This is a genomic window from Streptococcus caballi DSM 19004 (genome assembly GCF_000379985.1).
Classification (GTDB): domain Bacteria; phylum Bacillota; class Bacilli; order Lactobacillales; family Streptococcaceae; genus Streptococcus; species Streptococcus caballi.
In genome coordinates, this window is record NZ_KB904068.1 from 1 (window position 1) to 21,133 (window position 21,133).

Here is a 21,133-nt window from a genome sequence, read left to right on the forward strand (position 1 = left end):
AAAATTAGCTAAAGCTATTCAATCAGCTGTCAATGGCTCTTATCGTCTGCCTAAGCTCCAACAAGATTCCGTCAATGTTGTTCTCGGGCTATTAGCTCGAGAAATCCGAAATCTGGAACAAATGATTAAGGATATTGATAAAGCTATTGAANANATGGTNGAAGTCATNCCTGAATACCAGTGTTTAACTTCTGTGCCTGGTGTTGGTAAAGTTTACGCTGCAGGAATTATCGCTGAAATTGGACAGATTGAGCGCTTTAAAGACCATCCTCAAGTCGCTAAATAGGCAGGATTGAATTGGAAACAGAATCAATCTGGGAACACTAACTCTCAAAATACGGAACTTGTCAAACGAGGCAACCGCTATCTCCGTTATTACTTAGTTGAAGCCGCCAACTCGGTCAGACGACATGATAGTGAATATCAAACCTTTTACAAGAAGAAGTATCATGAAGTTCCTAAACATCAACACAAACGAGCCATCGTCTTAACCGCTAGAAAATTTGTGCGTCTGGTGGATGCGCTACTACGCAATCGCCAACTCTATACGCCACCAAGGAGGCTTATGGAAGATAGATAATGATCTGCACAAGTCCTTGGTTAAGCTAGTGAAAAAAAGCGATTTTCACTAGGTGTTTTTAGTGCACCCTGTTTTCTAAAAAATCAACTAGAATTTTCTCAACTTTCTATTGACTTTTTACCACTAGACTATTATTTAAATATTGTCCCAATCAACTCTGGCAAACTCTTCAACCACAACTTCACCGAAACCCCAAGCCATCCAATTTGCCATTTCGTAAATATCACGAAATCTCTTTTGGTGCTTGCGAGCAAAGTCTGGATTGCGTTCAGCTTCGTTCATAGCTGCGATAAAGGCTTTCGCAGTTGTATCATAAAAATCCTCGTACATATCACCATAGTCATAGGTAAACACTGTCGCATAATAAGCGAAACTGAGGTTGATTTCAGCTAGCAAAGTAACATCTGTTACAACCTTCTTGGTCTCTCTGAAAAGTTTTTTGGCATTTTTAAACTCAAACGATCGAATGCGCCTATACATTTTCTCAAGTTTTTGATCAAATTCTCTAACAATCGTTTCATTGGCTTCCGGCCCTAAAAACAGTTGTTCCAATAAAAGGCTAGCTTCATTACTTTTCTTATATAGATGGCAAATCAAATCTTCTCTTTCTTTTTCAGATAAGGCACGGATGTGCTGACGCAACTCTCTGATTCCCAACTGTTTAGACATTGATAACTCCAATACTTTCTACAAAACGCATAAAGGCAGATTGACCTTTTTCATCACGTTTGTAAACACCTGCGTCTTCTAAAACACGAACAAAGGTTTGCCCGACAGCTTGTTTGACAACTTCTGAAACAGTTGCTTCGCTCACATCAGGATGGTCTGCTTTGATGGCATCCGCCCAATCTTTGTGATAGTCTGCTACTTCATTATACTGGCTCAGGAGGTATTTTTCAACCTCTGTCAGTTCATTTTTGAGCCTTGGCGGCAAAATAGCTAAGCCCATGACCTCAATCAGACCGATATTTTCTTTTTTGATATGCTGCACATCAGCGTGCGGATGATAAACACCGTCTGGAAATTCAGCTGTCGTGTGATTGTCACGCAAAACAATATCCAGTTCAAAGACGCCATCACGTCTACGGGCAATTGGAGTCACGGTGTGGTGCGGTGTGTCTCCTGTATAAGCGACAACATCAACACTATCATCAGAATAATCACGCCAAGCCAAGCGAATTTTTTCAGCCAATTCAACCAAGTGGTTCCTGTCCTCGCTACGTAAACGAATAACAGACATTGGCCATTTGACAATACCAGCTGTCACATCAGAAAAGCCTTTGAAATGAAACTCACGGTCTAGCTCTGCTATTTCCATAGGAAAGACATGACGCCCACCTTGATAGTGATTGTGTGTCAAAATTGACCCACCAACAATTGGTAAATCAGAATTTGACCCTGCAAAATAGCCTGGGAAAATATCAACAATGTCCAATAATTGCGCAAAAGTATCCTTGCTAATAACCATTGGCACATGCTCAGTATTTAAAATAATGCAGTGCTCATTGAAGTAAGCATAAGGTGAATACTGGAAGCCCCATTTTTCATCACCCAAATTCATACGGATAATGCGGTGATTAGCGCGGGCAGGATGGTTAATCCGACCTTGGTAGCCTTCATTTTCCATGCAAAGTTGGCATTTTGGATATGAGGAAGCTTTGACCAGTTTAGCTTGTGCAATAGCTTTGGGGTCTTTTTCAGGTTTTGATAAATTGATTGTGATTTGAATATCGCCATATTGTGATGGTGTTGTAAAGGCAATATTTTTTGCGATTGCGGCAACTTTAATATAATCGTTGCGTTTGCTGAGGGCGTAAAAATCTGCGATAGCTTGTTGAGGAGATTTTGCATAAGTATCCCAGAATTTACGGTTCACCTGACTTGGGACAGGCGTGATAAAATTCATTAGCTCAGCACCCAAACAATCTTTTTCAGCCACCAATTCACCAACCTTGCCATTTTGCACGGCTAGGTCAACCAGTTCATCTTTGAGAGCAATAAGCTCTGTTTGCTTCGTTTCTTGCTGTGCGCCTTCTTCGCCAACAAGGGCAAGGACACGGTTACGCAAGTAAAACATATCATCTGCTGTGTAGTCGCTAACTGCAATGACTTTAGCAACAAAAGTATCTAAAAGTTTCATTTTTCTTCTCTAATCTTACTTATTTTCGAGACAAGACACGTGAGCCAGCTGCAATTTCAGCAATGTAGAAAGCTGGCGCATAGCCAATGATTTCTGTATAAACCTTGCCGACATTTTGGGTGAATTCATCAACTTTATCTTTAGCGACAATGGCAATACCGCAGCCACCAAAGCCCGCTCCTGTCATACGAGCTCCAAGGACACCTTCTTGTTGCCAAGCGGTATGAGCAAGGGTATCAAGCTCAATACCAGTCACTTCGTAATCATGCTCAAGTGATACATGTGAGGCATTGACCAAACGACCAAATTTTTCAAGTTCACCTGCAATCAAAGCTTCTTTGGCTTGAAGAGTGCGTTGATTTTCCCAAACAGCGTGACGAGCACGTTTGAGACGATTGGCATCTTTAATGAGGTAACTGTATTCATCAAAAGCTTGCAAATCAAGTTCACCAAGTGTCTTGATATCAAGCGCTTGATTCAATTCTTCAACGGCTTTTTCACATTCGGCACGACGTTCATTGTATTTTGAATCAGCCAATTCACGGCGTTTGTTAGTATTCATGATAACAATGACATTGTCACCTAAATCAAGCGGCACAAGGTCGTATTCTAATGTGTTGGTATCAAGGTAAATAGCTTGCTTGTCAGCTCCCATACCGATGGCAAATTGGTCCATGATTCCTGAATTAACGCCGATAAATTCATTTTCAGTCTGTTTACCAATTTTTACTAAGTCAAGACGGTCTAAGTTGAGGTCAAATAATTCTTCAGCAACAATTCCGACCAAGAGCTCTAACGAAGCTGATGATGACAAGCCTGAACCGTTTGGAATATTCCCATTGACATAAAGGTCAAAACCGGTAGCAATCGTATGTCCAGCTTCTTGCAAGCATTTGATGACCCCTTTTGGATAATTGGTCCAGCTGTCTTTTTTATCAAAGACAAGATTAGCAAGGTCAACCTCGATAATGCCTAAATCAGCAAAGTTTGCTGAATAAAAACGAAGTGTTTGGTCATCACGTTTGCGAGCTGCACCGTATGTTCCAAGTGTGATAGCCGCTGGGAAAACATGACCACCATTGTAGTCTGTATGTTCACCAATCAAATTGATACGTCCTGGTGAGAAAAAGGTTGCGTCTGCTTCATTGCCAAATACGGCTGTGAAGGCTTCTTTTAATTCTGTAACTTTCATGAGGGTCTCCTTTTTATTTCTTCTATGATTACGGTTTCATTGTACACCTGTCCTTATTCCAAGTCAATAATTTTACTAAAATTTTACTTAAAATTTTCTTTGTGTTATTTTTGTGCTATACTAAAGAAAAGATAAGAAAGAAGGGATGACTTATGGCTACATTAAAAGACATTGCAAAGTTGGCAAAGGTTTCATCAGCGACCGTTTCTCGGGTGCTTAATCAAGATGCTACCCTTTCTGTTAGCGAGGAAACACGGCATCGCATTTTAACCGTTGCTGAAGAGTTGGGGTACGAAAAGCATAAACGCAGCACGAATATTTTACAAGAACGGCAAAAAATTGCTATTGTGCAATGGTACAGCAAGCAAGAAGAACTCAATGACCTCTATTATTACAGCATTCGTATCGGACTCGAAAAACGCGCTCAAGAGCTGGGCTATGATATTATTCGTTACTTTAATAATGACATTTTAACGATTTCTGAAAACATCTGTGGTATTATTGCCATTGGTAAATTTTCTAGCGCACAAATTTCAAAGCTCGAAAAATTGTCTCAAAATCTTGTTTTTGTTGACAGCGACACACTTAATGCAGGACACCCTTGCGTGACCACTGATTTTGATAATGCCGTTGTCAAGGTGCTTGATTACTTTATGGATCAAGGGTTCACAAAAATCGGGATGATTGCTGGCGAAGAACGCACAACCGACCAACAAGAACTTATCGTTGACCAACGCTTCCGTACTTTCAAAAATTACGCCTATGAAAATAATCTCTACAATCCTAACTACGTATTTGTCGGAGATTTTTCAGCACAAGCAGGATATGAATTAATGAAAAAAGCCATTACCGAACTTGGTAATGACCTCCCTCAAGCTTTCTTTGTTGCCAACGATACCCTTGCAATCGGTGCGCTTCGCGCTCTCCAAGAAGCTAGTATCATTGTGCCAGACCGCGTCAGCCTCATCTCTTTTAACGACACTCCACTAACGAAACAAGTCTTTCCAGCCCTATCAAGCATCACTGTTTATACCGAAGAAATGGGACGGACTGCAGTTGACATCCTTAACCGCCAACTTATCAACCATAACACTATCCCAACAATGACAAGACTCGCAACCACACTAACATTGCGAGACAGCACGAAATAAAAATTATCAACAAAAGAATGAGACAAAGACGCGGGCAAAACATCCATGATTGCTCCGCCCTCATCCACAGAATAATGAAAACAAACATAAAGCCCTCACTAGGTGTATAATCTTAGTGAGGGCTTTGTGGTTGACGAGTTAATGATGTTAGTCATCTAGGCCAAAACTATTGAAAAAGTAAATACGCATAAAATCAAGTTATCAAAAACATTGATTCTACGCGTTTTTTACTGTAAACTTGTCCAAAGTATTAAAGCCGGATTACATTTTGACCAACTTCTTCATGAGCCTAAAAAGCAAATTGGGAATTGTAAACCTAATAGATCCAAATTGCCATAATACCACATTTTCTAGAATAATCAAGCATTGCTTCATTCCGCTAAAAAGAAGACGAGTTCTCTTCTTTTTGATTATAAAAAGACAATCTCTCTCCCGTTTTCTTTAACCGTATAACTTAAGTCTTTTAGATTGATTGTAGCGTCTGCAACCACACTGCTACCTTGATTACGACGAGTGATTATAAGCGTGTTTTCATCTAATACCTCTACATCAATACTGCCTTCAAGGTCAAAAGCAGCTGAGTGATTTCGGAAAGTAAAGAGTTTGAGCAAAGCTTGAACCACTGGGCGTTTGACTTCTTCAGCGATTTCTTCACTCGTGTAATAATGACGATTGATGTTGCGGCCTTCTTTTGTTTTTTCTAACAAATCAAGGTCATTTTTTCCTGCTAAAAAGCCAACATAATAAACTTGTGGAATACCTGGTGCAAAAGCCTGAATCAAGCGTGCTAAGAAATATTTCTTGTCATCATCACCGAGCGCAGAATAATAAGTCGAATTGATTTGATAAATATCAAGATTATTGTATTCAGCAGATGAGTATTTGCGTTTGACATTAGCACCAACTTTATAAAGTTCACTGGAGGTGTAATCAATTTCCTCATCTGTCAAAATATCTTTAACATCAACCACACCAATTCCATCGTGTGTATCAAGCGTTGTAAATTGCTTCATTGGCGACATTTTCAACCATTTCGCCAAGCGGCCAACTTTGCCACTATATAAGCTATAAAGCGTCACCATGGGAAGTGCAAAATCATAAACATAATAGCCATGCTCAGCAATCTTAAACTGGATTGAATAATGCTCATGAATTTCTGGAAGCAATTCTGTGCCAGATTGAGCTGCAATGCTACGCACTTTATCAAGTAAGTCCCAAATGTCTGGCTCTACGAAGAAATCATTGGTATCCAATTTCTTAACCGCATAAGCAAATGCATCTAGACGGATGAGGTCACAGCCATTTTCTGCCAAATGTTCGATGGTCTTTCGAATGAAATCCATGGTCACCTCTTTTGTCACATCAAGGTCAATCTGTTCCTCACCAAATGTGTTCCACAAATGCTCAACTGAGCCATCGGCAAAATGAATTTCTTGTTTTGGTGCACGATCTTTACGCTTATAAATCAAGTCTACATCAGCTTGTGTCGGACGATTTTCTGGCCAGAATTTATCCCAATTAAGGAATAAATCTTTATAAGCGCTGGCTTCGTGTTTTTCTTGATAATCTTTATAATATTTTGATTGACGAGAGATATGATTAATCATGAAATCAAACATGAGATAATACTTTTCACCTAAATTCTTCACATCATCCCAAGTACCAAATGCAAAATCAACCTCGTCATAATCAACAGGGGCAAAACCGCGGTCACCCGTTGATGGGAAGAATGGTAAAAGATGAATACCACCAACTGCTTCCCCAAAGTACTTCTCAAGATTATCCGCTAACTCTTTCAAATTCTTACCCAGACTATCCGAGTAAGTGATTAACATTGTTTTATTTTGAATTCCCATAATGATTCCTTTGTTTTATTTTCATCATTTATATTGTGATATCGTTGAACACAACCTATAAGCGTAGCAAAAAATAATTTTTCCTAGAATGTACACGTTCTTCGTCTAAATTCTTATTTTTACTGATCCCGCTATAGACCTTAAATCTTACTAGCAATCCGGCCATTGTGGTTAGCGTTATTTGACGAGATGCTTTAGCAACCATCAAATATAGCAAGTTAAGTCAAACTCGAGCTACAGGCTTGGTGAAAAAGGAAGAGTCTCCTTGTGTCTGAGCGACACTTCGCCATCTCCCTATTTTCACTGTGCCCGCTATAGGCCTTCTGTATCCTTATTTCACCGCTCCATTACTCATACCAGCAATGATATGTTTTTGGAAAATGAGGTAGACAATCGTAATGGTAATGATTCCTACGATATAAGATGCAAAACTTGGACCATAGTCATTAAAGTATTGTCCGCTGTAATTGTATTGGAACAAAGGAAGCGTCCACATGCTTGAATCCTTGTTAAGAATCAACAGAGGCAGCATAAAATCATTCCAGAACCAAAGCGCGTTAATAATCAAAGTCGTTGCATGCATTGGTTTTAGCATAGGAAAAATAATTTTACGATAAGTTGTAAATTTATCCGCACCATCAACCTCGGCAGCTTCATCTAAACTGTCAGGAACACTTAATTTAATATAACCAACATAAAGAAAGAGAGTCTGCGGAATAGCATAAGTTAAATAGAGAATAATCAACCCCCACATATTAGCTAGCCCTAATTTGCTCATCATAACCGTAATAGGAATCATGATAACTTGGAAGGGGACGAAAATCCCTAAAATCAAAAGACTGTACATGATATTAAAGGCACGTCTTTTAGACATATTACGGGCAATGGAATAAGCTGCTGCAGGAATAAAGAGCATAACCACTAGAACTGATAAGACGGTGATAACCGTTGAATTCCAAAAATATCCTCCAACACCATCAGCTAACAAACGTTTATAGTTATCCAAAGTAATGGGATTTGGAAAAGCAAAGAAATGATTCATAATATCCTTAGTTTTCTTAAAAGAACTAAAGACAGTGACCAAGAGGGGAATTAGAATTAAAATACCGCCTGCAGCCAAAAGAACATATTTCCAAAAATAATTCAATTTTTCATCTTTTTTCATGACACTAGTCTCCTTTAAACTTCAAATTTCTTAGAGAGTTTAATTTGCAGTACAGAAACAATTCCAATGATAATAAAGAGAATCAAAGCGATAGCATTGGCATAGCCGTACTGATTGCTCTTAAAGGCATAATTGTAGACCAAAAGACCTAGTGATGTTGTTGAATTATTTGGACCACCACCTGTTAAAGCAAAGATTTGGTCAAAAGCTGTTAAACCCGCTTTCAAAGCCATGATAAAAACCATGGAAATACTTGGAAGTAAGTAAGGTAGCTCGATTGACCAAAAAGTCTGTCTGCTGTCAGCACCATCAATTGCTGCTGCTTCGACAATTTCTGATGGAATACTTTGAAGGCCTGAGAGAAAAAGAATGATAGGCATAGCGACACCTTGCCACAAAAGAACGAAAATTGAAGCAATAACAGCCCCGTTCGCTGTTCCCAACATACTTGTTTCTAAAAATTTAAGTCCCAAAGCACTGCCGATTGCTGGGAGTCCATAATTAAAAACTTGCTTAAAAATCAAAGATACAGTTAAGCCAGATAAAACAGCCGGGAAGAAAAACCAAGCTCTGAAAAAAGTTTTTCCTTTTATTTTAGCATTGAGAGCACGCGCGATAATGATTCCAAGGACAATTTCACCAACAATCAGGGCCAGAGTCAAAATTAAAGTAAAGCCAATAGCCTTCATAAATTTTCCATCAGTCATCAAAATCTTATAATTACTGATGCCAACAAAATCAAAATTATAGGTCAGACCAGTCCAATTGGTAAAGCTGTAGAAAGCTCCTTGAATCATAGGGAAATAAAAGAATACAGCTTGTAAGATAAGGGGAACAATTAAAAATGTCCAACCCCAGTATTTATTTAAAAATTTTCTGATAGTCATTCCTTATCCCTCCTAATCAACATCTGCTTTCATTGGATTAAAGAAAGCGTTAAGACCGTCGGCCAGCCCCTTACCATTTTTTGTCATTAGATAGTTTGTCGTCGTCGTGAAGAAATCATCTTCACTATTCCAATGCTGACCTAACCATACATAATGCTTATCGGTAAAGGCTAATTTATTCAGGGGCTGCAAAGGTGAATTCTTGTCTTCCTTAACCCCCTTAACTGCTACTGGTGAACCATCAACATCATAATATTTTTGCATAGCTTTAGCAGTTGTCATATATTTAATAAATTTTTCAGCCTCTTTAGGGTGCTTTGTTTTAGCGGAAATTGATAGGGCTAAATCTCCAGCTCCAACAGTTATTCCATCTCCAGACTTTTTACTCGGAAAAGCAAAGGTGCCAATTTCAAATTTTGGATCTTGCTGTTTAATAGCTGGCAATGCCCAGGAACCATTTGGTGTCATGAGAGCTTTTTCATTAGCAAAGGCCACGAGGGCATCATTATAGGAAGCACCTTTCCAGTTTTTTTGCTGGTTGCCCTCATCGGCTAAAAGATTAAGACGTGTCATGTCTTCTTTAAGCACTTTATCACTAGTCTTAATCGAATTTGGTTGTGAAAAACGAAGGTATTTATTGGCAGCATCCGCACTGCCAGTAATTGAAATCAAGGATAACTGATGGTAACCGTTTAAGGTCCAGCCTTCTGTTCCTGCTAGGGCAAATGGTGTTTCTTTCTTCGCCTTGATTTGTTCTACCAATTTAACGAACTCATCCCAATTTTCAGGAACCTTTAAGCCCAGTTCTTTAAATTTTGTTTTATTATAATAAATCCCTGAAACATTAGCTGTCAAAGGAACGCTATAAACTTTTTTGTTAATCTTATATTCATTGGCATAGTGATTTTTTAAATTATTAAGATATGCTTTACCAGTCATATCATAAAAATAACCTGCTTTTGCCCATTCTTGAAAGTCCATATTTTGAGGATAAATATTAATGACATCAGGCACATCTCCTGCCAAGACGCGTGTCTTCAAGACTGTACCAGCATCTGGAACACTGGTCATCTTAACATGGATTTTAGGATTTTCTTTTTCAAAATCTTTAATGATTTCTTTTAAAGTAGCATCCATTTCTTTCTTCTGATTAAAATATTCAATGGTTACCTTGCCATCAGCCGATGTGTCATCCTCTTTTGAACACGCCGTCAATATTAAACCAGCAGTGGTAGCTAAAGCTACTATGCCAGCAGCTATCAATTGTTTACGCCATTTCATTGAAAACCTCCTTTTTGTTTCACAAAATAGTATTGTTTGCTGAGATAGTCACCTTGTGGGAGAGTTACGGTCAAACCTGCATACATGAGTTCAGCCCCGGAGAAAATTTGTCCTGTTTCTTGTAAGCGATAGGTATCTGCTTCCTCTAAACCTTTCAGTTTTAGCGTCGTTTCAATTGTTTCAATCATTGAAAGTGTGCGAACGTAAGTTACAACGACTTTATCTTCATAGACAAATTGCACAGCCGCTTCATTTGCGCCTTGTTCTGGATTGATAAGACGATAATGCTTCCCAAATTGGACAACTGGACGAATGTCTTTGTAGTGAGAAACTTGAGTAGCAATCACTTCTTTTTCACTTTCTGGAAGGCTTGTCAAATCAAGTTCGTAGCCAAGATTTCCCATCATAGCAACATTTCCACGTGTTTCAATTGGTGTTGTGCGTCCCATTTGGTGATTTGGGCTTGCTGAAACATGGGAACCCATAGAGATAGTTGGGTACAGATAGCTTGAACCATATTGAATTTGCAAACGAGAAATGGCATCTGTATTATCACTAGCCCAAACTTGTGGGAAGTAGCGCATCATTCCAAGGTCGTTTCGACCACCGCCACCTGAGCATGATTCAAAGAGAATATTGCTATGTTTTCCAGTCAAATAGGATACCAAATCATACAAACCTAACATATATGCATGGGATTGCATCTTAGTGGCAAGAGCTGAGTCGCCATTTCCGATATTTGTGATGTTACGGTTATAATCCCATTTGACATAATCAATAGCATTTTCTGTTAAAATCTTGTCAATAGCTGATTTAATATAAGCTACCACATCAGGGTTGGCAAGGTTAAGCACCAATTGGTTACGAGAATAAGTGTGTCCTCGACCCTCAGCCTGAATAGCCCAATCCGGATGGGAGCGGTAAAGATCACTATCTACAGAAATCATTTCCGGTTCAAACCACAAACCAAATTTCAAGCCTTTAGCATGAACTTTATCAATCAAATCACTCAATGGTCCACCAAGTTTTTCTTCATTGACACCCCAGTCACCAAGTGCACGATTATCGTCGAATCGATTTCCAAACCAACCGTCATCTAAAACAAAGAGTTCAATACCGAGTTTACTTGCTTCATCAGCTAAATCCAGCAATTTTTCTTTCTTGAAATCAAAATAAGTCGCTTCCCAGTTATTGATAAGAATCGGACGCTCAACGTGGGCAAATTGTTTTGGCATGATGTGATTTTGCACAAATAACTGGCTTTCTTGGCTTAAATGTGTCAAACCTTTTGCCGAATAAGTCATCAAAGCCACTGGCGTTTCAAAATTATCTCCAGCTGCTAATTGCCAAGCAAAGTTATCATCATTAATGCCAATTCCCAGACGAACTTCATTCAATTGATTTTTTTGGAAAAATGCTTGGAAATTACCACTATAAAGTAATTGAAGAGCTAAAGCCTGACCAGCCTCCTCCGTCGCTGTCCCATCACACAAAATCATAGCTGGGGTCTGAGCGTGACCAGAAGCTCCGCGATTCGAAGCGATGCTAAAGATGCCTTGCTCAACTTTTTGACGACGAACTGTTTTCTCACGCGCATAAGCGCCTTGCAAAGTCACCACATCATAATTTCCAGCAGGTACATCAAGCATAGTTGATAAAGCACGGTTGATGACAACAGCTCTATCGGATAGATTACTAATCTTAGCAAAGGTTGAAATAGTTGCACGATCTGCATAAGCTGTGTAATAAAGCGTCAGACGCAACTTAGCAAATTCATCTTCTAAGACAAGCACTAGTGTCTCGGCACTTTCTGTTGAATAAGGATTAGGTAATCCTGTTGCCTCAACAACTCCATGTAAAATATGACTATCTTTTAACTTAAATTGTGTTAATTCATTGTTATCATGTTGAATTTTAAGTGATGGGCAACGAAAATCACCAAAGCCATGCACACCAAATACTTGACGTTGGGTATCATAGCTAAACGTACGATTATCGGGAGTCGGATTGCCTGAAAAAGCATGATCTTTCTCCAATATCGCATTTGAACCGTGATAGTTAGCGATTTTACCCCCAATATGACGAAGAAGTAAATCACCTTCTCGGTTCTCAATAATCATTGACATCTCTTTACTCTGAATATAGAAAAGATTTCCTTTGATTGTAATTCCCACAAGTTTTCCTCCTCTATTTTTACTAAAATTTTACCACCAAATTCCCCTTTGTTAAATGGTAGGATGTTGGACAAATATGGTAAAATGTTGCTTATAGAGGAGATGATAATTTGAACGTTCTAAATACCTATAATGAATTTGATACCAATAATTTTGATCTAAATGTTGACCACTACGGTGCTGAAATCTGCGAAGGTAATTACTCTTTTGGACCAACCCTTCGTGATAATTTTGTTTTGCATTTTATTGTTGATGGTAAAGGAAAATTTACTATTGATGGCCAAACTACCGAACTTGGTGTTGGTGATATGTTTATCCTTCCCAAAGGAAAAGTGACCTTTTATCAAGCTGATAAAGAACATCCTTGGACATACCTCTGGGTCGGATTTAGCGGTTCAAAGGCTGAAAGTATTTTAAGTAAAACTCAGCTACTAGATCAATACTTCTGCCATTCAACACTTAAGTCCAGAGTTCTTGATCAAATCGTCAAATTAACTCAATTTCGCGACCAAAAACTCGATGACGTAACTGAACTTCAACTGATTGCTGAACTTTATAAGCTACTTGCCTACTTAATTGAAGAATCTCCCAGTAAAGCAGCCTCTGATGGTAGTATCCTTATTCAAAACTATATTAGACAAACTAAAAAAATAATTCATTCACAATATGGAACTTCTTTAAAAGTGGGAGAAATCGCAGATAAACTCAATCTTAACCGTAGTTACCTTTACAAGATTTTCAAAGAAGAAACTGGCTATGCCATCAAAGATTATATCGTCCAAGTCCGCATGGAAAAAAGTGCTGATTTACTTACCAACACTACTTTTCATATCTCAGAAGTTGCAAACGCCGTAGGCTTCACAGATGGTCTCGCGTTTAGCAAAGCCTTCAAAAAATACTTCAACCAAAGTCCAAGCAATTACCGAAAAACACTAAAAAATTAAGCAAAAAGCGTTAGGATTCTCTTACCTAACGTTTTTTACAACACCCAAAATCCCCCAAGAGACTAAGCTCTTAGGGGTGAAATGAAATGTATAACTAATCGACTTTAACAAGTCTGACGTTATCGATGTTTAACCATTTGTTAGCAGAGGCATTGACGTAAATGCCGATTTCACATTGTCCGTTTGTGATTTGGATGTTATCATACCTATATTTACATATACTCGTCTGTTTGCTTTTCCTATTTTTATAAAGTGATTTAAGCAAAGTAAGACATTACGAAGGCTACGGCATCTTCTGGGTCACGTGTTAATTAATGTATTCAGCACCTTTTTGTAGCTGCCAACTTGATACCAAGCGCATCAGTATCTTTCTTAATATCTTAATAGAATGAGTTAACTTGATGAGCAAGCATATCATATCGAAGTTTTTCAGTTGCTACTTTTACTGGAGCTACACTTTCAACAAATGTTGGCTCTACCTCACTGTGCCTTACACCAGTACTACCTGTGTTTTGAGGTCTAGTCTGACTCTGATAAGTTTCGTTTAGTATTAAGAAAAACTCTCCATAGCGCAACTGTTTGCATTCCCAAAAGAAAATCCCCAAAAGTTTGAGGATTTCATTCTTTAGGAGGTTCTTAACGAATTGCTTGTTCTGTTTCAATATCGAAGAAGTGTCCCTTAGCTACGTTAAATGTCAGAGAAACTTTTTCTCCTGGGTTGTGGAAATCACGTGCTTCTACACGAGAAGCGAATTCTGCTTCACCAATTTTAACATAGAGCATTGTTTCTGAACCAAGCAATTCAGATACCATGACTTCTGCTGTGACAGTTGCATCTGGATAAGTTTCTTGAACGATAAGATTGCTTGAAACATCTTCTGGACGGATACCAAAGATAACTTCTTTGCCAAGATAACCTTTACTTTCAAGAACCTTAGCTTGACCGGCAGGAAGAGCGAGAGTAAAGCCATCTTTGCTAACAAGACGATCTTTTTCAACAGTCACAGTGAAGAAATTCATCGCTGGACTTCCGATAAATCCAGCAACAAATTTATTAGCTGGTTGGTTGTAAAGTTCTTGTGGTGTACCAATTTGTTCAACACGACCGATTGTTCCTGAACCGTCAGGGTTTTTAGTAGAACTCATGATAACAATACGGTCAGCAAGAGTCATGGCTTCTGTTTGGTCGTGAGTGACGTAAATTGTAGTTGAACCGATACGACGGTGAATTTTCGCAATTTCAGCACGCATTGATACACGCAACTTCGCATCCAAGTTTGACAATGGTTCATCCATCAAAAATACTTTGGCATCACGAACAATAGCACGTCCCATAGCTACACGTTGACGTTGACCACCTGACAAGTCTGCAGGTTTACGTTGTAAGAACTCAGTCAAACCAAGGATTTGAGCAGCTTCTTTCACACGCTTGTCAATATCTTCTTTAGAGTATTTACGCAATTTCAAGCCGAAAGCCATATTATCGTAAACAGTCATGTGTGGGTAAAGAGCATAGTTTTGGAAAACCATGGCAATGTCACGGTCTTTTGGTGCTTTGTCATTAACTACTTCACCATCAATCTTCAATTCACCCTCGGTGATATCTTCAAGACCTGCGACCATACGAAGTGTTGTTGATTTACCACAGCCTGAAGGACCAACAAAAACGATAAATTCTTTGTCTTTAATATCCAAATTAAAATCTTCAACAGCATAGTGTGTTGCGTTTGGATATTTTTTAAAGATGTGATTTAGATTTAATTCAACCATGATAAGCTCCTTTTTCATTGCTCTGGAAAATAGCAGAGCTTCTTATTTGATGGTTTCATTGTAACAAAGATAACGTTTTCATGGTATAGTCATTCCTGACAAAGTCTTTTGTGCAAGGTGACTAAAAATCACTCCATCAGAATGAGGAGATAACAAAAAGCTAAGTCATCTAATTTTTTCAAGTTGAGTCCTGACAAGCTGGCAAATTTATCCAACTTGTATTGCAGAGAATTACGATGAATAAAAAGTTTTTGAGCCGTTTGAACTAAATTGCCATGCTCTTCCCACATCGTTACGATGATATCTCTAACATCTTTACTCTCATTGATATCTTGCAAAATTTTAGATTTGATAGCTGAGAGATTACTTCCATGAATTCCCCCCCAAAGAACAGCCTGTGAGAAAGAAATTAGATTTTTATCTGCCTTATAGTGAATAAAATCAGAAAAGAGACTGTTTTCATTGTCAAAATAAAGTCGCAATTCATCACCCTTAAACTTTGTCCAACTATTACCAAAAAATACTGTCAACGTCATCCCGAAATCACTCTCAATCGTCGGTAAAATATCCTGAACAAGTGTTTCAACATCAAAGAACGTTTCTTGATTAAGTAGAAGTAAAGTACGCGTTGGAGACAAATCAACTAAAGCCTCCAAATTAACCAATAAACTAGTAAAAAAATCCTTCAGTTCCTGTGACAATGGCTGCCGATGCTCAATGTAAAGCATTTGAACACATTCAAAACTTTGAGGAATTTCCCCCTGCTTTTGTAAAAAATAAGTCTGCCAGACATCAACCGTCTGTGGCTCCCCTACCAAACTTTTGGAGAATAGTCCTAATAAAAGCTGTTCACGTTTTGATAAGGAGGTCTTTGGCAAATAAACATACTGCTCGTCTAGCAATAATTCTAAGTAATCCTGAACCAGTGACAAATCTCTATTTTGACGAATTACCGCCTCTGGAAATAGTGTTTCAATTTTCATAGTAGCTCACTTCTCTTGGATTCATACAATCATTATAACATAGTCACAAAAATACGCCTCTCCTGTAAAGCAGGTGACCCTTTTTCACAAAAATAATACTATACTAAAATTGAAGTGCGGCAGTAGTTGTCCAAAATTTCTTCTGAATTTTCTTAGGTTTGTTGGTATCAAGTGGACCAACCAAGATACAACAACCGATAGATTTTTGGTGGACATCAATACCACAACATCTTTCAATCATGGCTTCTATATGAAAAACCTCCTACCCTGATATTTAACAATAAAATAGGAGGCTTCTGGTAAGATAGTTGCACGCTTCTCTGCGTATTCGAGTTTTCTCATGACTCTTATTCATCCAGTTTTGTATACAGGCCAGGCAAAGCCTGCTTAGATTTTGTATTGCTATAAAAAGTTAGCACAATTTCACGCAAAAAGCATCCCATGGTTCTAACATTTTATTAGTTAAAACTGTTGAAACATCAGTGTTTGAAATAATTTCCTCAGAAACAGCAATCGGCATATCAAAAACTTGTTTATCATCTGACACATTGACAACTACCAAATAAACAGCGTCCGCAGTTTTTCTGAGATAGGCAAAGACCTTGTCTGCTGTCTCTAGAAGTTCAAAATCCGCATCAATCAACCACTCATTTTCCTTGCGAAGTTTGATGAGTTTTTGATAAGTATAGAAAATAGATTCTGGATTATATAGAGCAGCTTGGACATTGATAGTATTATGATTTGGATTAACTGGCAACCAAGTCTTATCAGCTGTTGAAAACCCTGCATTCTTGCTACTATCCCATTGCATAGGCGTTCTGGCATTATCGCGACCAATCATACGAATACTGTCTAGCACTTCTTCTGACGTCTTACCATTTTCAAGCGCTTCTTTGGCAAAATTGAGTGACTCAATGTCATCAATTTCTCCTAAATCCTTAAAAGGATAGTTGGTCATGCCGATTTCCTCACCTTGATAGATGTAGGGCGTACCACGCATGAGGTGGAGGGCAATAGCTAACGCTTTGGCGGATTTTTCGCGGTAGGCAGCTGTATCACCCCAAATTGACAGAACACGGGGCAGATCATGGTTGTTCCAGAAAAGTGAGTTCCAACCTTGACCCAGTTCTAGTTCAGTTTGCCATTTATTGAAAATAGCCTTGAGAGCTGGGACATTCAGCTCTTTTTCATAGTCCCATTTTGGGGCATTAGGCTTATGTTGCAGACCAATATGCTCAAATTGGAAAACCATGGACAGCTCTTCCTCGGCTGGGCTAGAGTATTTCTTGGCAATCTCAGGTGTTGCCCCCCAAGTCTCTCCCACTGTCAGTAAATCCTTGCCAGCTAGAGTCGCTTGGTGCATTTCCTTGATGTAATCGTGCAATTTCGGACCGTTGTTGGCGATCTTCTGATCAGGAATTTTTCCAATCATGTCAATCACATCCATACGAAAACCAGCAATTCCCTTATCAATCCACCAATTCATCATGTCATAAACTTTCTGACGCAACGCAGCATTCTCCCAATTCAAATCAGGCTGTTTCTTGCTGAAAAAGTGGAGATAGTATTGACTAGATTTGTCATCATATTGCCAGGCAGATCCTCCAAAAATAGAGTCCAGATCATTAGGCTGGTCACGCCAGATGTAGTAATCACGTTCTGGACTGTCAGGATTTTCACGCGCTTCGACAAACCAGGCGTGCTCATCAGACGTATGATTAACCACCAAGTCCATAATAATCCTAATGCCACGCTGCTTAGCTTGCGCCAGCAATTCTTCCATATCCGCCATATCACCGAAAATATCAGCGATAGCCTGATAGTCTGAAATATCATAGCCGTTATCATCCATCGGACTTTGATAAACAGGAGACAGCCAGATTGCTGTAATGCCTAGCTTTTGTAAGTAATCCAACTTACTCGTAATCCCTTTTAAATCCCCAATACCATCACCGTTAGAGTCCATAAAGGACTTGGGATAAATCTGATAAATCGTTGCCTTATGCCACCAGTGTTTTTTCATGGTATCCTCCTTTTGTTCAAGTTTATTTTACTCTATTTAAGCATTTTATGCAATCGCTTGCGTTTGCTTTCCTCCAAAAATAATAAACCTACCACGTCAGCACTAAGTCTGAGCACGGTAGTTTTATTGTTATTTAGCGTACTTTGGTATCCAAGTTGATGGTCACAGGGCCGTCATTGACAAGCGAGACTTGCATGTCTGCTCCAAAAACACCTGTTTGAACGGTAACAAATTGAGCCAGCTCTTGGTTGAACTGGTCATAAAACTGGCTGGCCATATCAGGATGAGCAGCTTCTGTGAAGGCTGGCCGGTTGCCTTTTTTAGTATCCGCAAAAAGGGTGAACTGAGAAATAGAAAGAATCTTACCTTTGATGTCTTGGACAGAGAGATTCATTTTGCCATTGTCATCTGAGAAAATACGCATATTGACAATCTTTCTGACCGCGTAAGCTAAATCCTCGGCTGTGTCAAGGTCTCCTACACCGACTAGGAGTAGGAGACCTTGACCAATAGCGCCAGCTACTTTGCCATCAATAGAAACAGATGCCTCTGTCACGCGCTGAATGATAATCCTCATGAGCAGATCACCCATTAGTCCTTTTAACCGAGTAAACGTCTGGAATAATCTTGATTTTATCCACAACTGTGGTCAGCTCAGATAGATTAGGGATGCCAAAACTAATGTGAATATTGGCAAACTTCATGTCCTTGGTTGGTTGGGCATTGACCGTAGAAACATTCTTGGTCGCATTGGAGAGAACCTGTAGCACGTCATTAAGTAAACCAGAACGGTTAAGACCGTAGATGTCAATCTCAGCCAAATAATCCTTGCTAGAATTGTCATCGTCCCACTCAACCTCAATCAAGCGTTGCTCATAGCCTTCTTGGCTCTTGATATTGTGGCAGTCTGCACGGTGAATTGCAACACCACGACCCTTGGTAATATAGCCTTCAATGGGGTCGCCCGGAACGGGATTACAACATTTGGCAATCCGCATGAGTAGACCCGATGCCCCTTGGATGATAACGCCATTTTCGCTGCGCACCTTGAGCACATCCTTCTTCTCATGTTTGACTTCGCCACCCTTGACCAATTCGTCTGCTTCAGCTTGAGCCTTGGCGCGCTCTTCCTCACGACGTTCTTTTTCAGTTAATTTATTGAACACACTCATCGGACTGAGTTCACCAAAGCCAACGGCCGCATAGAGGGCTTCTTCACTGCGCACACTAAGGCGTGGTAAGATGCTGTCAATGTGCTTCTTGTCCAAAAATTTATTGGCCACATAGCCGTGATTTTGGAATTCTGTCACCAATAAATCACGACCCTTGTTGATGGACATTTCCTTGTCTTGGTTTTTAAAGAATTGACGAATTTTATTTCTAGCCTTATTGGTCTTAACCAGTTTGATCCAATCTCGACTTGGTCCAAAGGAAGAAGCATTGGTTACAATTTCGCAGGTATCACCTGTTTTTAATTTAGCTGTCAGGGGCACCATACGACCATTAATCTTGGCCCCAACTGCCTTTTCCCCCACCTTGGTATGGATAGCATAGGCAAAATCAATTGGTCCAGAGTCTTTTGGCAATTCCTTAACAGCACCTGTTGGAGTGAAAACATAGATGCGTTCGGAGAAAATATCTTCCTTGACTGAGTCGACGAAATCTTGGGCATCACCGTTGGATTCATTTTGCAATTCAACCAATTCCTTAATCCAATTCATACCCAAAGCCTGCTCAGACTGGTTGACCTTGCCTTTTATGCCTTTTTTATAGGCCCAGTGAGCAGCAACCCCATACTCAGCCACTTGATGCATTTCCTTGGTACGGATTTGAATTTCAATTGGTCCTTTTGGTCCGAAAACTGTGGTGTGAATAGACTGATAACCATTAGCTTTAGGCGCAGCAATATAATCCTTGAAACGACCTGGCATAGGATGCCAAAGCTCGTGAATGTAGCCAACCATAGCATAGACATCACTAGGGGTTTCCATGATGCAGCGAATAGCAATCAAATCATAGATCTGGTCGAAGCGCTTCTTCTTATCACGCATCTTGCGATAAATAGAATAGATGTGCTTAGGGCGACCGTAAACATCACCGTAAAGACCTTGTTCCTGTGTGTAATCCTTAATTTTTTTAACGATTTCTTCAACCAAGGCTTCACGTTCACGGCGTTTCTCATTCATCATGTGGGAAATCTTGTAAAATTCTACCTCATTGAGATAGCGGAAAGACAGGTCTTCCAACTCCCACTTAATACGACTGATCCCCAAGCGATGGGCAAGTGGTGCGTAGATTTCCATGGTTTCGCGGGAAATACGTTCTTGCTTGTCCTTACGCAAATGTTTAAGCGTCCGCATATTGTGCAGACGGTCAGCCAACTTGACCAAGATAACACGAATATCCTTGGACATGGCCATAAGCATCTTGCGGTGATTTTCCGCCAACTGCTCCTCGTGTGACTTGTACTCAACCTTACCTAGCTTGGTCACACCATCCACGATATCACGAACGTCCTTACCAAAATCAAACTCGATATTATCTAAAGTAATGTCCGTGTCTTCCACCACATCATGTAAGAATCCACAAGCCACTGTCACAGCATCCAGGTGCAAGTCAGCCAAGATTCCCGCTACCTGAATAGGGTGAATAATGTAAGGCTCACCCGATTGCCTTACTTGATAATAATGTGCAGCCGTTGCATACTCCAAAGCTTTCCTAACAAAGGCGACATCTGTCTCATTCATATAAGTAGCTGCCAAAGCAACAACTTCGTCTCCTGTTAAATTTACTTCTTTAGCCATATAAGCCCTCTTACTATACAGTTTGATATTGTTTCTATTTTAACACTTTTTTAAGCTAAATGGAAAAAATCCCAATTCTAATTCTCTGACTCGTGGTGATAAAAGATTATGGAGCCATTTTATTCAATATAATACAGACGTTCTATTAATAAAGCAACTTTATGATTCGGAATTTACTTGTTG

Annotated in this window: 16 protein-coding genes and 2 pseudogenes; 3 read left to right on the plus strand and 15 right to left on the minus strand. The window is 39.4% G+C overall.

Features of this window, described 5'->3' with window-relative positions; genetic code table 11:
- Positions 1-580 (plus strand): annotated as a pseudogene (locus A3GS_RS11420) (IS110 family RNA-guided transposase); the annotation flags it as partial.
- Positions 581-715: 135 nt separating this feature from the next.
- Here the strand turns inward: A3GS_RS11420 and A3GS_RS0103120 are convergent.
- Genes A3GS_RS0103120 through A3GS_RS0103130 form a run of 3 tightly spaced genes read right to left on the minus strand, consistent with a single transcriptional unit; the run spans position 716 to position 3,912 of the window.
- The gene (locus A3GS_RS0103120; protein ID WP_018363962.1) at positions 716-1,249 is read right to left on the minus strand and encodes a hypothetical protein; all 534 of its coding nucleotides are present in this window, start codon (positions 1,247-1,249) and stop codon (positions 716-718) included.
- Positions 1,242-2,720 (minus strand): UDP-glucose--hexose-1-phosphate uridylyltransferase, encoded by a 1,479-nt coding sequence (gene galT, locus A3GS_RS0103125; RefSeq protein WP_018363963.1) that lies wholly within the window; start codon positions 2,718-2,720, stop codon positions 1,242-1,244. The genes A3GS_RS0103120 and galT overlap by 8 nt, the downstream gene beginning before the upstream one ends.
- 19 nt (positions 2,721-2,739) lie before the next feature.
- Positions 2,740-3,912, minus strand: a complete 1,173-nt coding sequence (locus tag A3GS_RS0103130) for a galactokinase (protein WP_018363964.1) — start codon at positions 3,910-3,912, stop codon at positions 2,740-2,742.
- A gap of 152 nt (positions 3,913-4,064) precedes the next feature.
- Between A3GS_RS0103130 and A3GS_RS0103135 the strand changes: the two genes are divergently transcribed.
- A complete protein-coding gene (locus A3GS_RS0103135; protein WP_018363965.1) occupies positions 4,065-5,063 on the plus strand; it encodes a LacI family DNA-binding transcriptional regulator in 999 nt (332 codons plus the stop codon).
- A gap of 410 nt (positions 5,064-5,473) precedes the next feature.
- Here A3GS_RS0103135 and gtfA read toward each other — a convergent pair whose 3' ends face one another.
- From gtfA to A3GS_RS0103160, 5 genes are all read right to left on the minus strand, one after another.
- A complete protein-coding gene (gene gtfA / locus A3GS_RS0103140; protein WP_018363966.1) occupies positions 5,474-6,919 on the minus strand; it encodes a sucrose phosphorylase in 1,446 nt (481 codons plus the stop codon).
- 331 nt (positions 6,920-7,250) lie between these two features.
- The gene (locus A3GS_RS0103145) at positions 7,251-8,084 is read right to left on the minus strand and encodes a carbohydrate ABC transporter permease (protein WP_018363967.1); all 834 of its coding nucleotides are present in this window, start codon (positions 8,082-8,084) and stop codon (positions 7,251-7,253) included.
- 14 nt (positions 8,085-8,098) lie between these two features.
- The gene (locus A3GS_RS0103150) at positions 8,099-8,971 is read right to left on the minus strand and encodes a carbohydrate ABC transporter permease (RefSeq protein WP_018363968.1); all 873 of its coding nucleotides are present in this window, start codon (positions 8,969-8,971) and stop codon (positions 8,099-8,101) included.
- Between the two features lie 12 nt (positions 8,972-8,983).
- The gene (locus tag A3GS_RS0103155) at positions 8,984-10,252 is read right to left on the minus strand and encodes an extracellular solute-binding protein (protein WP_018363969.1); all 1,269 of its coding nucleotides are present in this window, start codon (positions 10,250-10,252) and stop codon (positions 8,984-8,986) included.
- The gene (locus tag A3GS_RS0103160) at positions 10,249-12,426 is read right to left on the minus strand and encodes an alpha-galactosidase (RefSeq protein WP_018363970.1); all 2,178 of its coding nucleotides are present in this window, start codon (positions 12,424-12,426) and stop codon (positions 10,249-10,251) included. The genes A3GS_RS0103155 and A3GS_RS0103160 overlap by 4 nt, the downstream gene beginning before the upstream one ends.
- 110 nt (positions 12,427-12,536) lie before the next feature.
- On the opposite strand from A3GS_RS0103160, the gene A3GS_RS0103165 reads away from it, so the two are divergent.
- Positions 12,537-13,370 (plus strand): AraC family transcriptional regulator, encoded by an 834-nt coding sequence (locus A3GS_RS0103165; protein WP_018363971.1) that lies wholly within the window; start codon positions 12,537-12,539, stop codon positions 13,368-13,370.
- A 257-nt stretch (positions 13,371-13,627) separates the two neighbouring features.
- On the opposite strand, the pseudogene A3GS_RS13285 reads toward A3GS_RS0103165, so the two are convergent.
- The 7 genes and pseudogenes from A3GS_RS13285 to A3GS_RS0103200 form a co-directional block, all read right to left on the minus strand.
- Positions 13,628-13,803, minus strand: a pseudogene (locus A3GS_RS13285) (PTS sugar transporter subunit IIB); the annotation flags it as partial.
- Positions 13,804-14,006: 203 nt separating this feature from the next.
- Positions 14,007-15,140: an ABC transporter ATP-binding protein gene (locus A3GS_RS0103175; protein ID WP_018363973.1), complete on the minus strand. Its 1,134-nt coding sequence runs from the start codon at positions 15,138-15,140 to the stop codon at positions 14,007-14,009.
- 128 nt (positions 15,141-15,268) lie between these two features.
- Complete coding sequence (locus A3GS_RS0103180) at positions 15,269-16,123, minus strand: helix-turn-helix domain-containing protein (protein ID WP_018363974.1); 855 nt, start codon at positions 16,121-16,123, stop codon at positions 15,269-15,271.
- Positions 16,124-16,226: 103 nt separating this feature from the next.
- Positions 16,227-16,364, minus strand: a complete 138-nt coding sequence (locus A3GS_RS12865; RefSeq protein WP_018363975.1) for a hypothetical protein — start codon at positions 16,362-16,364, stop codon at positions 16,227-16,229.
- Positions 16,365-16,535: 171 nt separating this feature from the next.
- Complete coding sequence (gene dexB / locus A3GS_RS0103190; protein ID WP_018363976.1) at positions 16,536-18,146, minus strand: glucan 1,6-alpha-glucosidase DexB; 1,611 nt, start codon at positions 18,144-18,146, stop codon at positions 16,536-16,538.
- A gap of 133 nt (positions 18,147-18,279) precedes the next feature.
- Positions 18,280-18,723, minus strand: a complete 444-nt coding sequence (gene dtd, locus A3GS_RS0103195) for a D-aminoacyl-tRNA deacylase (protein ID WP_026216249.1) — start codon at positions 18,721-18,723, stop codon at positions 18,280-18,282.
- Between the two features lie 7 nt (positions 18,724-18,730).
- On the minus strand, positions 18,731-20,950 hold the full coding sequence (locus A3GS_RS0103200) for a RelA/SpoT family protein (protein ID WP_018363978.1): 2,220 nt from the start codon (positions 20,948-20,950) through the stop codon (positions 18,731-18,733).
- Positions 20,951-21,133: the final 183 nt, after the last annotated feature.

Bases quoted from the DNA above. Each gene is read 5' to 3' on its own strand.
- A3GS_RS0103120 (WP_018363962.1), bottom strand. From the start codon at position 1,249: ATGTCTAAACAGTTGGGAATCAGAGAGTTGCGTCAGCACATCCGTGCC.
- galT (WP_018363963.1), bottom strand. From the start codon at position 2,720: ATGAAACTTTTAGATACTTTTGTTGCTAAAGTCATTGCAGTTAGCGAC.
- A3GS_RS0103130 (WP_018363964.1), bottom strand. From the start codon at position 3,912: ATGAAAGTTACAGAATTAAAAGAAGCCTTCACAGCCGTATTTGGCAAT.
- A3GS_RS0103135 (WP_018363965.1), top strand. From the start codon at position 4,065: ATGGCTACATTAAAAGACATTGCAAAGTTGGCAAAGGTTTCATCAGCG.
- gtfA (WP_018363966.1), bottom strand. From the start codon at position 6,919: ATGGGAATTCAAAATAAAACAATGTTAATCACTTACTCGGATAGTCTG.
- A3GS_RS0103145 (WP_018363967.1), bottom strand. From the start codon at position 8,084: ATGAAAAAAGATGAAAAATTGAATTATTTTTGGAAATATGTTCTTTTG.
- A3GS_RS0103150 (WP_018363968.1), bottom strand. From the start codon at position 8,971: ATGACTATCAGAAAATTTTTAAATAAATACTGGGGTTGGACATTTTTA.
- A3GS_RS0103155 (WP_018363969.1), bottom strand. From the start codon at position 10,252: ATGAAATGGCGTAAACAATTGATAGCTGCTGGCATAGTAGCTTTAGCT.
- A3GS_RS0103175 (WP_018363973.1), bottom strand. From the start codon at position 15,140: ATGGTTGAATTAAATCTAAATCACATCTTTAAAAAATATCCAAACGCA.
- A3GS_RS0103180 (WP_018363974.1), bottom strand. From the start codon at position 16,123: ATGAAAATTGAAACACTATTTCCAGAGGCGGTAATTCGTCAAAATAGA.
- A3GS_RS12865 (WP_018363975.1), bottom strand. From the start codon at position 16,364: ATGATTGAAAGATGTTGTGGTATTGATGTCCACCAAAAATCTATCGGT.
- dexB (WP_018363976.1), bottom strand. From the start codon at position 18,146: ATGAAAAAACACTGGTGGCATAAGGCAACGATTTATCAGATTTATCCC.
- dtd (WP_026216249.1), bottom strand. From the start codon at position 18,723: ATGAGGATTATCATTCAGCGCGTGACAGAGGCATCTGTTTCTATTGAT.
- A3GS_RS0103200 (WP_018363978.1), bottom strand. From the start codon at position 20,950: ATGGCTAAAGAAGTAAATTTAACAGGAGACGAAGTTGTTGCTTTGGCA.